At 66.2% G+C, this 12057-nt stretch carries 13 protein-coding genes; 7 read left to right on the forward strand and 6 right to left on the reverse strand.

Annotated elements, in window-relative coordinates:
- Nucleotides 1-4: 4 nt before the first annotated feature.
- Nucleotides 5-1210: a toxic anion resistance protein gene (locus ACODTA_RS09225; protein ID WP_489065612.1), complete on the reverse strand. Its 1206-nt coding sequence runs from the start codon at nucleotides 1208-1210 to the stop codon at nucleotides 5-7.
- 135 nt (nucleotides 1211-1345) lie between these two features.
- Between ACODTA_RS09225 and ACODTA_RS09230 the strand changes: the two genes are divergently transcribed.
- Entirely contained in the window at nucleotides 1346-1804 is a 459-nt protein-coding gene (locus ACODTA_RS09230; RefSeq protein ID WP_489065613.1) for a YaiI/YqxD family protein, read from the forward strand.
- Nucleotides 1805-1881: 77 nt separating this feature from the next.
- The gene (gene typA / locus ACODTA_RS09235) at nucleotides 1882-3714 is read left to right on the forward strand and encodes a translational GTPase TypA (protein ID WP_489065614.1); all 1833 of its coding nucleotides are present in this window, start codon (nucleotides 1882-1884) and stop codon (nucleotides 3712-3714) included.
- Between the two features lie 48 nt (nucleotides 3715-3762).
- Here typA and ACODTA_RS09240 read toward each other — a convergent pair whose 3' ends face one another.
- The gene (locus ACODTA_RS09240; protein ID WP_489065615.1) at nucleotides 3763-4062 is read right to left on the reverse strand and encodes a UBP-type zinc finger domain-containing protein; all 300 of its coding nucleotides are present in this window, start codon (nucleotides 4060-4062) and stop codon (nucleotides 3763-3765) included.
- A gap of 62 nt (nucleotides 4063-4124) precedes the next feature.
- Between ACODTA_RS09240 and ACODTA_RS09245 the strand changes: the two genes are divergently transcribed.
- Nucleotides 4125-5777, forward strand: coding sequence for an FAD-dependent oxidoreductase (locus ACODTA_RS09245; RefSeq protein WP_489065616.1), 1653 nt, complete (start codon nucleotides 4125-4127; stop codon nucleotides 5775-5777).
- On the opposite strand, the gene ACODTA_RS09250 is transcribed toward ACODTA_RS09245, so the two are convergent.
- From ACODTA_RS09250 to ACODTA_RS09260, 3 genes are read right to left on the reverse strand one after another with little or no spacing between them, the layout of a single operon-like run.
- On the reverse strand, nucleotides 5774-7036 hold the full coding sequence (locus ACODTA_RS09250) for a sensor histidine kinase (RefSeq protein WP_489065617.1): 1263 nt from the start codon (nucleotides 7034-7036) through the stop codon (nucleotides 5774-5776). The two genes, ACODTA_RS09245 and ACODTA_RS09250, sit on opposite strands and share 4 nt — an antisense overlap.
- 6 nt (nucleotides 7037-7042) lie before the next feature.
- Complete coding sequence (locus ACODTA_RS09255; protein WP_489065618.1) at nucleotides 7043-7789, reverse strand: response regulator; 747 nt, start codon at nucleotides 7787-7789, stop codon at nucleotides 7043-7045.
- Nucleotides 7790-7849: 60 nt separating this feature from the next.
- Nucleotides 7850-8746: an intradiol ring-cleavage dioxygenase gene (locus ACODTA_RS09260; RefSeq protein WP_489065620.1), complete on the reverse strand. Its 897-nt coding sequence runs from the start codon at nucleotides 8744-8746 to the stop codon at nucleotides 7850-7852.
- A gap of 229 nt (nucleotides 8747-8975) precedes the next feature.
- Here ACODTA_RS09260 and ACODTA_RS09265 point away from each other — a divergent pair, with 229 nt between their 5' ends.
- The 4 genes from ACODTA_RS09265 (at nucleotide 8976) to ACODTA_RS09280 (ending at nucleotide 11242) form a co-directional block, all read left to right on the forward strand.
- Nucleotides 8976-9368 carry a hypothetical protein gene (locus ACODTA_RS09265; protein WP_489065621.1) on the forward strand — a complete coding sequence of 131 codons (393 nt, stop codon included), beginning with the start codon at nucleotides 8976-8978 and terminating at the stop codon, nucleotides 9366-9368.
- A 244-nt stretch (nucleotides 9369-9612) separates the two neighbouring features.
- A complete protein-coding gene (locus ACODTA_RS09270; RefSeq protein WP_222992955.1) occupies nucleotides 9613-10026 on the forward strand; it encodes a DUF350 domain-containing protein in 414 nt (137 codons plus the stop codon).
- Nucleotides 10026-10871, forward strand: coding sequence for a S1 family peptidase (locus ACODTA_RS09275; protein WP_489065622.1), 846 nt, complete (start codon nucleotides 10026-10028; stop codon nucleotides 10869-10871). Before ACODTA_RS09270 ends, ACODTA_RS09275 begins: the two co-directional genes overlap by 1 nt.
- A gap of 95 nt (nucleotides 10872-10966) precedes the next feature.
- Nucleotides 10967-11242 carry a DUF3297 family protein gene (locus ACODTA_RS09280; RefSeq protein WP_489065623.1) on the forward strand — a complete coding sequence of 92 codons (276 nt, stop codon included), beginning with the start codon at nucleotides 10967-10969 and terminating at the stop codon, nucleotides 11240-11242.
- Between the two features lie 188 nt (nucleotides 11243-11430).
- Here ACODTA_RS09280 and ACODTA_RS09285 read toward each other — a convergent pair whose 3' ends face one another.
- Nucleotides 11431-11988 (reverse strand): CHAP domain-containing protein, encoded by a 558-nt coding sequence (locus ACODTA_RS09285; protein WP_489065624.1) that lies wholly within the window; start codon nucleotides 11986-11988, stop codon nucleotides 11431-11433.
- Between the last annotated feature and the right edge of the window lie 69 nt (nucleotides 11989-12057).

Raw genomic sequence — 12057 nt, forward strand, 5'->3', positions numbered from 1 at the left:
CGGCTTATCCCTCCAGCGCGGTCAGCGTCGAGTTCGATCCGCCGCCCGACGACGCCGACTGGGCGGCGCCTTCGGCCCGGGCGATATAGCCCTTCGACTTCTCGACCTCGTTCGACAGCGTGTTGACCGTCTGCTTCATCGAATCGAGCGCCTTCAGCTTGAAGGTGTCGATATTGTCCATCGTGTCGTAGATGTTCTGGAACGCGCGCTGCAGCGTCTCCAGCGGGATGGTGCTCGCCGCCGCCTGTTCGTGGATCTGGGCGGTCTGGTTCTTCAGCATCTCGCCGGTGCCGTCGATGATCCTGGCGGTGGTCGTGTTGAGCGCGGTGATCTGTTCCAGCACCAGCTTCTGGTTGGTCAGCGCCTGCGCCACCGTCACGGCGGTGCGGAGCGCGCCGACGGTGGTGGTCGACGCGCGATCGACGCCCTTCACCAGTTCGACATTGTTCTTCTTGACCAGGTCGAGCGCCAGATAGCCCTGCACCGTCACCGCCATCTGGGTCAGCAGGTCCTGGGTGCGCTGGCGGACGTAGAACAGCGCGGTCTCCTTGATCGCCTTGGCTTTCGCCGGATCGGTCGATTCCAGCTCCATCGCCTTGGCTTCCAGCTTGGCGTCCATCGTCTTGGAGATGTGGATCATCTGTTCGAGCCGGCCCATCGCCGCCCACAGATTCTGCCGTTCCACCGCGATCGCGGCATTGTCCTTCAGCAGCTCGTCCTTGCCGTTGGCCAGCTTGACCAGGATCGTCGAGATATGGCTCTGCGCCGATTTGTAGCCGTCGAAATAATTGCGGATCTTCGAACCGAACGGGATGATCCCGAACAGCTTGCGCGGCGCCATCAGGTCGCCCTTGCTGCTGGGATCGAGATCCTCGATCGTGCGGCGCAGCTCGGCCAGGTCGGCGCCGACGCCGGTTTCCTGATCCATGGCGCGCACCGGCCGGTCGAGGAAACGGTTGGACTGGCCCGCCGCCTCCATGATCTCCTTGCGGCCCATATTGGTGAGCTGGTCCACCTTCGCGCCGAATTCGGGGCTGTTCGCGTCCTGCGCGATCAGGTCGGCGATGAAACCGTCGACCTTCTCGTCGAGTTTCGATTTCTTCTCGTCCTCGATCGGAACGAGCCCCGCCGCCTTTTCGGCGGCGATGGGCGCAACGGGCTCGGGTGCGGTCAGCTTGAGCTCTTCCGCGACCAGTGTTTCGGTAGCCATTCAAAATATCTCCTGCCCTTGCGCGCCCAAGATGGAGGGAAATGCTGTGTTGTTCAAGCATGACGGTGCGTGTCGGCACGGCGATGCGCGGTCCGGGGCTTGCGGCATCCGGCCGCGCCGGGCCATAGCGCCCCCATGTCCACGGTCCGTATCCTCGTCGACGCCGATGCCTGCCCGGTGAAGGACGAGATCTATCGCGTCGCCTGGCGGCTTGAAGTGCCCGTCACGGTCGTCAGCAACGCGCATCTGCGTGTTCCCGATCATCCGCTGATCGCGCGCATCGTCGTGAGCGACGGTTTCGACGCGGCGGACGACTGGATCGCGGAGGCGGCGGATGCCCGCGCGGTGGTGGTCACCGCCGACATATTGCTCGCCGACCGCTGCCTGAAGGCGGGAGCGACGGTGATCGCGCCCAACGGCAAGCCCTTCACCACCGCCTCGATCGGCGGTGCCGTCGCGACGCGCGCGATCATGGCCGATCTGCGTGCCGGCATGGGCGCGAATATCGGCGGCCCGCCGCCCTTTTCGAAGGAAGATCGCTCACGCTTCCTCCAGTCGCTGGATACCGCGCTGGTGCGACTGAAAAGGGGATAGGGGCTTACCCCTTCCCGCAACGCAGCAAATCGGCTATGGGCCCGCGCTGAAACGCATTCCCAGCATCGGAACCATCAATGAGCCTCCGTAACGTGGCCATCATCGCGCACGTCGATCATGGCAAGACCACCCTCGTCGACCAGCTCTTCCGCCAGTCCGGCACCTTCCGCGACAACCAGCGTATCGAAGAGCGCGCGATGGATTCGAACGACCTGGAAAAAGAGCGCGGAATCACGATTCTCGCCAAGTGCACGTCGATCGAATGGGAGCATGGCAGCGAGAAGACGCGCATCAACATCGTCGACACGCCCGGCCACGCCGATTTCGGCGGCGAGGTGGAGCGCATCCTCTCGATGGTCGACGGCGTCATCCTGCTCGTCGATTCGTCCGAAGGCGCGATGCCGCAGACCAAGTTCGTCACCGGCAAGGCGCTGGCGCTGGGCCTGCGCCCGATCGTGGTGGTCAACAAGATCGATCGCGCCGACGAGCGCACCCAGGAAGTGCTGGACGAGGTGTTCGACCTGTTCGTCAGCCTGGATGCGACCGACGAACAGCTCGATTTCCCCGTGCTCTTCGCTTCGGGCCGCAACGGCTATGCGAGCGAGGATCCGTCGGCGCGCGAAGGCACGCTGACCCCGCTGTTCCAGAAGATCGTCGATCATGTTCCCGCACCGTCGGCCGATCCGAACGGTGCGTTCAAGTTCCTGGTGACCTTGCTCGATCGCGACAATTTCCTTGGCCGCATCCTGACCGGCCTGGTCTTTTCGGGCTCGGTCAAGACCAACATGCCGATCCACGCGCTCGACGCCGAGGGCAAGGTGGTCGAAACCGGCCGCGCGTCGAAGATCATGGCGTTCCGTGGCCTTGAACGCGTGCCCGTGGACGAGGCGAAGGCGGGCGACATCATCTCGATCGCCGGCCTCACCACCGCGACCGTCGCGAACACCATCGCCGATCCGTCGGTCAGCGAACCGCTCCACGCCCAGCCGATCGATCCGCCGACGCTGTCGATGCGTTTCGCGGTGAACGATTCGCCGATGGCGGGCCGCGAGGGCACCAAGGTGACGTCGCGCATGATCCGCGACCGCCTGTTCCGCGAAGCCGAATCGAACGTCGCGATCAAGGTGACCGAGGCGGAGGACAAGGACAGCTTCGAGGTCGCCGGCCGTGGCGAACTCCAGCTCGGCGTGTTGATCGAGACGATGCGCCGCGAGGGTTTCGAACTCGGCATCAGCCGCCCGCGCGTGCTGTTCCGCGAGGGTGAGACCGGTGGTCGCGAAGAGCCTTACGAGACCGTCGTGATCGACGTGGACGAGGAATATTCGGGCACCGTCGTCGAGAAGATGTCGATCCGCAAGGCGGAACTGACCGATATGCGTCCGTCGGGTGGCGGCAAGACCCGCATCACCTTCTCCGCCCCCTCGCGCGGCCTGATCGGCTATCATGGCGAATTCCTGTCCGACACGCGCGGCACCGGCATCATGAACCGGCTGTTCGAGAAATACGGCCCCTACAAGGGCAATATCGAGGGCCGCGCCAATGGCGTGCTGATCTCCAACGGCGCGGGCGAGGCCAATGCCTATGCGCTCGGCCCGCTCGAGGAGCGCGGCATCCTGATGGTGGGTGTCGGCGAGGCGCTGTACGAGGGCATGATCATCGGCGAGAACGCCAAGCCCGAAGACCTCGAAGTCAATCCGATGAAGTCCAAGCAGCTCACCAACTTCCGGGCGAGCGGCAAGGACGATGCGATCCGCCTGACCCCGCCGCGCAAGCTGACGCTGGAACAGGCGATCGCCTATATCGACGATGACGAGATGGTGGAGGTGACGCCCAAGTCGATCCGCCTGCGCAAGCGCTACCTCGATCCGCACGAGCGCAAGCGCGCCAGCCGGGCGAAGCAGGCGGCCTGAGGCCGATGCGTCGCGGTCGATGAGGCCGCGGCGCACCTTGCACGAGGATCAGTAGCGCCAGCCTTCCGGGTGCGGCGTGACCGACGCGCCCAGGTCGATCATCACTTCGTCGACATAGCACCAGCCCCACGGATCGGGCGGGTCGTAACTTTCCATGACCGGATGGCCGGTGTCGTGGAAATGTGCGGTTGCATGTTTGCCCGGCGACTGGTCGCAGCAGCCGACATGACCGCACACGCGGCAGATGCGCAGGTGAACCCAGCGCCCGCCCTGTTCCAGGCATTCGGCGCAGCCGTCGCTGCCCGGCGTGACGTCGGCGAACCGGTCGAGATGCGTGCAGCCGGACATGGCATGAGCGTCGCTTAATGCCTGCTCGATTGCAAGACGCGGGATCGTTACCTTCCGCGCCCATGACCGAATCGATCCAGCGCGACCCCAGTGATCCCCTTGCCCGCGAGGCGCAGACATTCCCGGTGCTGCCGGCCGAGATGATCGCGCGGATCGCGCCCTTCGGCACGGAGGAGGCCGTCGGCGACGGCGACTATCTGTTCCGGCGCGGCGACCGGACGAGCGAGTTCTTCGTCATCCTCGACGGTGGCGTGAACGTGTTCGATCACGACGATTGCGGCACTGTTCGCCTCGTCGTCTCGCACCGCACCGGGCAATTCACCGGTGAAGTCACCATGTTCAACGATGCCAAGGCGCTGGTTTCCGCCCGAACGGCCGGCGACACCCGCGTCCTGCGGGTGGCGCGCGCCGATTTCCGCCGGCTGATCACCGCCGAGCCCGACATTGGCGAGATCATCCTGCGCGCCTTCATCCTGCGCCGCGTCGCGCTGCTGTCGCAGGGGCAGGGCGGCGTGACCCTGGTCGGCCCCGGCCATTCGGCGCAGATGGTGCGCCTGAACGCCTTTCTCACCCGCAACGCCTATCCGCATCGTACGATTGATACCGAGGCGGATGACGAGGCGGCGGGATTCCTGGCGCATTTCGGCGTTTTGGCGGACGAATTGCCCGTGGTGATCTGCGACGGCAGGGTGCTGCGCAATCCGAGCAACCATGCGCTGGCCGATTGCATCGGCATCGCCGCGCATATCGATCCCGATCATGTCCATGACGTCGCCGTGGTCGGCGCTGGGCCGGCCGGCCTGGCGGCGGCGGTCTATGCGGCATCGGAGGGTCTGGAAACCGTCGTGATCGAGGGCACGGCCCCGGGCGGGCAGGCGGGGACCAGTTCCAAGATCGAGAATTATCTGGGTTTCCCCACCGGCATCTCGGGGCAGGCGCTGGCCGGGCGCGCGCAGGTTCAGGCGCAGAAATTCGGCGCCAGGCTCGCCGTGTCGCGGGAGGTTTCCGCGCTCGAATGCGCGGGCGCCGGAGAACCCTATCGGCTGACGCTCGCCGATGGCGCTTCGGTGCGCGCGCGTGTCGTCGTGATCGCCACCGGCGCGCGCTATCGCAAGCTCGACCTGCCCGATTATGCGCGCTTCGAGGGAGCGGGCATCCATTATGCCGCCACCGCGATGGAGGCCGGCCTGTGCGCGGACCAGCCGGTCGTGGTGGTCGGCGGCGGCAATTCCGCCGGGCAGGCGGCGATGTTCCTCTCGCGCGCGGCGTCGCATGTGCACATGCTGGTGCGCTCGCGCGGGCTGGCCGAAACCATGTCGAGCTATCTGATCGATCGGATCGCGGCGTCGGACCGGATCACCCTGCATACCCATTGCGCCATATCCGAGCTGCATGGCGATCAGTCGCTCGATGCGGTCACCTGGTGCGACAGCCGGACGGGCGAGGCGCGGGCACAGGCGCAGCCCGTTGGCGCGCTCTTCGTCATGATCGGCGCCGTCCCCAGCACGGACTGGCTCGGCGACTGCCTCGATCTGGACGATGCTGGCTTCGTCTGCACGGGAGACGGCGGCTCGCCCTATGCGACCACCCGGCCGGGCATCTTCGCGGTCGGCGACGTCCGCTCGGGGTCGGTCAAGCGCGTGGCGTCGGGCGTGGGCGAAGGATCGGTGGTCGTCCAGGCGATCCATCGCCATCTGGAATCGGTCGCGCGTTAGTCGGCCGATAGCAGCGAGACCGTGAAGCGCGCGCCGCCGCCTTCGCGATTTTCGGCGACGATCTCTCCGTCATGCGCCTCCGCGATATTGCGCGCGATCGACAGGCCCAGCCCGATTCCGCCCGTTTCCCGGCTGCGCGACGGTTCCGCGCGAACGAAGGGATCGAACAGGCTGGCCGCGAGCGTGGCGGGAATGCCTGGCCCGTCGTCCTCCACTGTCACGCAGATCCTGCCATTCCCGATCGCGGCGCCGATCCGCGCATTTCCGCCATAGCGCAGCGCGTTATCGACCAGATTGGCGAACAGGCGGCGCAGCGCGGCGGGATCACCCGTCATCGGAAGACGCGCCGCGACGTGGCGCTCGATGTGCGCCCCTGTGATCGCCATGTCGTCGGCAAGCCTCTCGAGCAGCGGGGCGAGGTCGAGCGCCATATGCGGCCTGCTTTCGCCGCGCGCGAATTCCAGCACGCTCTGGATCATCGCGCGCATCTCCTCGATATCGGCGATCGCGCGTGCTCGCTCGGCGGCGGGCAGCCGCTCGATCCGGAACGCGAGGCGCGTGAGCGGCGTGCCGAGATCGTGCGTGATCGCCGCCAGCATCGTCGTACGCTGGGCGACATGGTCGACCAGCCTTGCGCGCATCGCGTTCAGGGCCTGTGCGACGCGCGCGATCTCGGGCGGGCCGGAAATATCGGCGGGCGCGCCATGCCGGTTCACGCTGACCGCGTCCGCCGCTTCGGCGAGCCTCGCCAGGGGCCGCGTGATCGCGCGCGCGACCACCCATCCGATCAGGGTGAGCAGGATCAGCGTCGCGGTCATCGCGGTGATGGTCACGAGATGCCAGCGGGTGAGCCAGGGTTCGGGTCGCGTCGTCGCGACGCGCCATCCGGTTCCGTCCCTGATCGCGACGGTGAAGCTGCCGCGCAGATCGCGGCGGCCACCATGCCGGGTCCAGGCGCGCACGGCGTCGGCGGGTTGGTTCAGGCGCCGGGCCAGCTCGGCTTCCAGCACCGGATTGCGGAACTCGCCGTCACGGGGTGTGGGCGGCGCGGTGCTTCGCATGATCAGCGGCGGCCGCCCGGGCCCCGGCACCCGCTCGCCGGCAAGCGCGACCGCCAGATCCTCGGTGCGATAGGGGGCGGGCTTGGGCGGCGGGCCGTTGAAGGTGATCGCGAAATTGACCAGCGCGGCCAGCAGCACGCACGCGGCCACCAGCAGCACGATCCGGCCGGTGATGGCGCCGCTGGGACGAACCCCCATCGGACCTCAGCCGCGCCTGACCGCAGGGGCGAACAGATAGCCCTCGTTGCGCAGCGTGCGGATCAGATCCTCTTCACCCGCGCGCGCGAGTTTGCGCCGCAGGCGGCTGATCTGGACATCGATCGCGCGATCGAACGAGTCGCCGTCGCCCCGCCAGGCCAGATCGAGCAGCATGTCTCGGGTCAGCACGCGGCGCGGACGCTCGGCAAAGGCGAGCAACAGGCGGAACTCGCCGCTCGTCAGCGTCACCGGCGCGCCATCCGGATCGGTCAGCGTGCGGGCGGCCGGATCCATCCGCCAGCCAGCGAAGCGCAGCATCGGCGGTTCGGCCATGCCCGCGGCGCGTTCGTCCCGCCGCCGCAGGACCGCCCTGACGCGCGCCAGCAATTCGCGCGGATTGCATGGCTTGGCGAGATAATCGTCGGCGCCCAGCTCCAGCCCGACGATCCGGTCCACATCGGTGCCCATGACCGAGAGCATGATGACGGCGGGCATCGTCGCCGGATCGAGCGAGCGGAGGATCGACAGCCCGTCCTCACCCGGCATCATCATGTCGAGCACGATCAGGTCGATGGGCCGGGCGGACATCGCCGCGCGCATCGCCTTGCCATCGGCGGCCCGAGCGACGTCATACCCATGATCGGACAGGAAATCGCCGATCACCTCGCGGATGCCGGGATCGTCGTCGACCACAAGGATATGGTTGTTCGAATTCACATCTGGGCCGATCGCATGAGCAAGCGTTTCGACCATGATTCCTACCCCCCAGGCAATGGCTCCGCAATGATCCGTCCCCCACGGATCGATCGCGGATCAGGTGGCGACGCCGATCGTCGCCGTCGCGGTATAGCCAGCCGCGACGCCGCCCGTGGCGGTCAGCGTCATCGCGGTCATCTGCGCGCTGCTATTGTCGCCGAACACATTGTCCGACGCGATCGTCGTGCGCGCGTAATTGGTCGCGCTCGTCGAATAGCCGGTGCTGGCATAGACGGTGGCACAAGCGGTCGCGGGCATGGCGAGCTGTGAGATCAGCACCGCGTAGCGGCCGCCGGTGGCGTTGCCGATGCTGGAAAAGACCTCGAAATGGATATGCGGGTAGCGTCCCGAATAGCAGCCGGGGAAGATGGTGGTGAAGGTCACCTGGCCATTGGCGTCGGTCACCTGCACGCCGCGCAGATAGCTTTCGGCGGGCAGGTCGTAGAGCGAATAACGTCCGTCGCGATCACAATGCCACATATAGATCGCATAGCCGGCCAGCGGCGCGCAGCTCGCATTGGCGTTGACCACGGTCAGGGTGATCGTCAGCAGCACGCCTGCGGCCTGTGTCGTCGATCCGATGAAGCTCGACCTGATGTCGCTGCGGATCACGCCGCTGGAGGTGAGCACATTGGATGTGGCGCCGCTCGATGTGTTGGTGCCGTCCGCCGGATAGGGGCCGTTGGTTTCGACGGCGTAAGCGGTGCAGCTTCCCGCCGGGGTAGGCGTGGGAGTCGGCGTTGGCGTTGGCGTTGGTGTGGGCGTAGGTGTCGGCGTCGGCGTCGAGATGATCGTGCCCGTGCCGCTGTCCGATCCGCCGCCGCATCCCGAAACCAGCGCGGCGGTGCCCGCCGATGCGAAGAGGGACAGTGCCCGCCTGCGGCCGATCAGTTTTTCTCCGATCGTCGCCAGGTCGTGCGCCAGTCCGCGATCATGGTCCTCGACTCTTTCCATCGCCATGCCCCTTTGGCCGTTGATGGGCCGGGGATGGCAGGCTTGTCGTGCGCGCGTATGTCCGCCGCCCGTCGGGATGTTTCACTATGTTTCAGCCGGCGTTCCTGTCGGCGCGATGAATATCTCATTTGAAACCGGTTCAGGTGGCCATGCGTAGAGTCTGTCTGATCCGGGCGTTGCGTGCCGAGTCGTGCCGTGACCCCCGCGAGGCGACGGAAGGAGACACAGGATGAACTCGATGATCGTGAAGGCGACGTCGATCGCGCTGGGCGCGGCGACGCTTGCCATGGCCGCGACGCCTGCGGAGGCGCAGCGGCGTTATGACCGGTATGACCGTTATCATCACCGCGACCGTGGCGGCGCCGCGATCGCGGCGGGCGTGGCCGGGCTCGCGATCGGCGCCGCGCTGGCGTCGAACAATCGTTACGACCGCGGCTATTATTATGATCGCGGCTATTACGACGATCCCTATTATTACGACCGGCCGTACCGATATCGCGGTTATGATCGCGGTTATTACGATCGGCCCTATCGTTACCGGGGCTATGATCGCGGCTGCTACACCCGCCGGGTGTGGGATCCCTATTATGGGCGCCGCGTGCGCGTCCGCTACTGCCGTTGACGAGGCTGGGGCGGCTGTTCTGTCCGGAGCATTTTCGAGTTGACGGTCCAGGGTCGACGGCCCGGAAAATGCGACCGCGAAAGACAAGAGCGTTGCCGCTCATCGCGGAAACGATAACGCCCCGTCCTTGATCGCCGCGCCCGCCCCACTCCCTGGGCGGGCGCGGTTTCGTTCGGGCATCGACGTTTTCACTTGATGGTTTAGACGGGTATCGTCGCGATCCGGAATCGACGAGGGAGTATCGATGCAGCCTGTTCTTCAGAGCCTTGTCGCGGGCCTGCCCGTTTTCCTTCTCCACCTCGCGGTGTCGCTCGCCGTCTTCCTGTTCGCGCTCTCCACCTATTTGTGGCTGACGCCGCACAAGGAAATGGAATTGATCCGCCAGGGCAATACGGCGGCGGCGGTGTCGCTGGGCGGCGCCGCGCTTGGCCTCGCCATTCCGATGGCTTTCTGCCTGGGCAATTCGATCAATGTCTGGGATATCGTGATCTGGGGGGCGGTGACGTTGTTCCTTCAGGTGCTCGCCTTTCGGGCGGTCGATCTGGTGCTGCACCATCTGCCCAAGCGCATCGAGCATGACGAGGTGTCCGCCGCGATCTTCCTCGCATCGATGAAGATCTCCGTGGCCATGCTGATCGCGGCGGCAGTTTCCGGCTGATGGCATCCGGCCGGCGCGGCGGCTGCGCCTTTCCCATCCTGCTCGCATTGTTCATCGGCGCCGTCCTCACCTTCGATGGCGAGCGCGATGCGCCGGATGTCGAGGTGCGCCGGCCCGCGATACCGGAAGCGGGCGCGAATGGAGAGATTCCCGTGCTGCCGCCGTCGGAGATGGCGCCGCAATATGGCATCGAGGATCCGGGGCCGCCGCGCGACAGCCAGGGGACGGCCTTCGCGATCGCGCGCAACGGATTGTGGCTGACCGCCGAGCATGTCGTGAACGGGTGCAATCTGATCGGTCTGGCGACCACGCCCGACCGGGCCGAGCGTGTCGACCGCGTGGTCGCCAGCGCGGTGAGCGACGCGGCGATCATCGCGGACGGTTTGCCGAGCAGTGTCGCGTTGCCGCTGGCGCGCGAGATTCCGCGTCGCGGGGACGACGGTTATCATATGGGCTTTCCGGCCGGGCGCCCGGCCGTGATCCACAGCCGGTTCATCGGCGAAGCCAATGCGGTGCGCGCGGGCGGGACGGCGCAACCCATCCTCGCCTGGGCTGAAGTCGATCGCATGCCGGAGTTCGACCACACGCTCGGCGGCATCAGTGGCGGCCCGACGCTCGACCGGTCCGGCCGCGTCGTCGGCATCAATTCGGCGTCGAGCGACCGGCGGGGCAGGGTGCTCACCACGCATCCGGCGCAGGCGATCAACCTTGTCCGCGCGAGCCGCACCTCGGCCGCTCCCGATCCGGTCACGCCCATCGCGGATAACAATGCCGCCGTGTCGCGCTTCGTCTCGCTGGTGCGCGCGGGCGCGATCCGTCAGGTCTTCTGTGAAGTCACGGGCTGATCATCCCGGCGCGCCGCATTCAAGCTTGCCGCCATTGACGATGACGGCCGCATCCCTCTAGGGATCGCGCCATCATCTCATCGGGACAATATTCAGTGAGCGACACCCCTCCCGACCGCCTCTCGGTCGATCCGGACAGCCCTTTCCACGTTCCCGCGCTGTTGCAGCGCGGCATCGGCATCCGCTTCAAGGGCGTCGAGAAGACCAATGTCGAGGAATATTGCATTTCCGAAGGCTGGATCCGTGTCCAGGCCGGCAAGACGCTCGACCGTCGCGGCAAGCCGCTGACGATCAAGCTCAGCGGCCCGGTAGAGGCCTGGTTCGAGGCTGGCGAAGAAAACGATCAGGATTCGGCCACCGATCAGGCCTGATAGCGGGGCCTGTCTGGCCTGGCTTATCGTGACTCGTCCGGAAGAATAGCATCCGTCACCGGCGCTCGACCGGCGGTGGCGATTTGCGATGTCCGAAAAAATATCCCCGCGAAAGCGAACCTGTGCTTTGCCTTGTTAGCGGGGGCTCGGGCGAAGGGGCTCGACTTTCGCGGGGAGGACGGTCCCGATCAGTTCCGGAGGCCGTCGATCAGCGTGCCGATGCTGGCCAGCCGATTCTCGGTGAACTGCAGCTTCCTGGCCGGGGCGGGCGCGGCATCGCCATCGTCGTTATCGGCATAGATGAAACCATAAGCGGGATAGGCGGTCAGGCCGATATCGCCCATCGGCGCGTACCACACCTTCACCTTGCTCCAGTCGCCCGCCTCGGAAACGTCGATCGCGCGAACGTTCCGCTCGATCGCACCGCCGCGCGACCAATTGGCATGGGTCAGCAGCACTTCGCGCTCGGAAACGATCTTGCTGACCATCGCGACATGGCCGACGCGCATGCGACCGAATGACTTGAGCGCGAGCACCGATCCGATCTTCGGCTCGTGGCCGCGCTCATACTTGCCTGCTGCCTGGTCCCACCAGGTGTTCGCGTTGCCGCGGATCTGGATCCCGGAAACTTCGCGGGCATAGGGTGCGCACTGCCAGAATTGCGCGGAAGCGGGCGAGACCGCGGCGAACGCCGCGCCGAGAACAGCCAGTGCGCCAAGAAGCGCCTTTGCAGCTCGCGATGTCATCGAATCCCCCTTTGCGTCCCTGCCAGCTTGCTTGCCGGGAAGTTCGCCGGGGGAAAATAGGGGCAAGCG

It is taken from the genome of Sphingomonas sp. FG14, from assembly GCF_057809675.1.

Bases quoted from the DNA above. Each gene is read 5' to 3' on its own strand.
- ACODTA_RS09250 (WP_489065617.1), bottom strand. From the start codon at position 7,036: ATGGGGGTTCGTCCCAGCGGCGCCATCACCGGCCGGATCGTGCTGCTG.
- ACODTA_RS09240 (WP_489065615.1), bottom strand. From the start codon at position 4,062: ATGTCCGGCTGCACGCATCTCGACCGGTTCGCCGACGTCACGCCGGGC.
- ACODTA_RS09270 (WP_222992955.1), top strand. From the start codon at position 9,613: ATGCAGCCTGTTCTTCAGAGCCTTGTCGCGGGCCTGCCCGTTTTCCTT.
- ACODTA_RS09265 (WP_489065621.1), top strand. From the start codon at position 8,976: ATGAACTCGATGATCGTGAAGGCGACGTCGATCGCGCTGGGCGCGGCG.
- ACODTA_RS09255 (WP_489065618.1), bottom strand. From the start codon at position 7,789: ATGGTCGAAACGCTTGCTCATGCGATCGGCCCAGATGTGAATTCGAAC.
- ACODTA_RS09260 (WP_489065620.1), bottom strand. From the start codon at position 8,746: ATGGAAAGAGTCGAGGACCATGATCGCGGACTGGCGCACGACCTGGCG.
- ACODTA_RS09225 (WP_489065612.1), bottom strand. From the start codon at position 1,210: ATGGCTACCGAAACACTGGTCGCGGAAGAGCTCAAGCTGACCGCACCC.
- ACODTA_RS09230 (WP_489065613.1), top strand. From the start codon at position 1,346: ATGTCCACGGTCCGTATCCTCGTCGACGCCGATGCCTGCCCGGTGAAG.
- ACODTA_RS09275 (WP_489065622.1), top strand. From the start codon at position 10,026: ATGGCATCCGGCCGGCGCGGCGGCTGCGCCTTTCCCATCCTGCTCGCA.
- typA (WP_489065614.1), top strand. From the start codon at position 1,882: ATGAGCCTCCGTAACGTGGCCATCATCGCGCACGTCGATCATGGCAAG.
- ACODTA_RS09285 (WP_489065624.1), bottom strand. From the start codon at position 11,988: ATGACATCGCGAGCTGCAAAGGCGCTTCTTGGCGCACTGGCTGTTCTC.
- ACODTA_RS09245 (WP_489065616.1), top strand. From the start codon at position 4,125: ATGACCGAATCGATCCAGCGCGACCCCAGTGATCCCCTTGCCCGCGAG.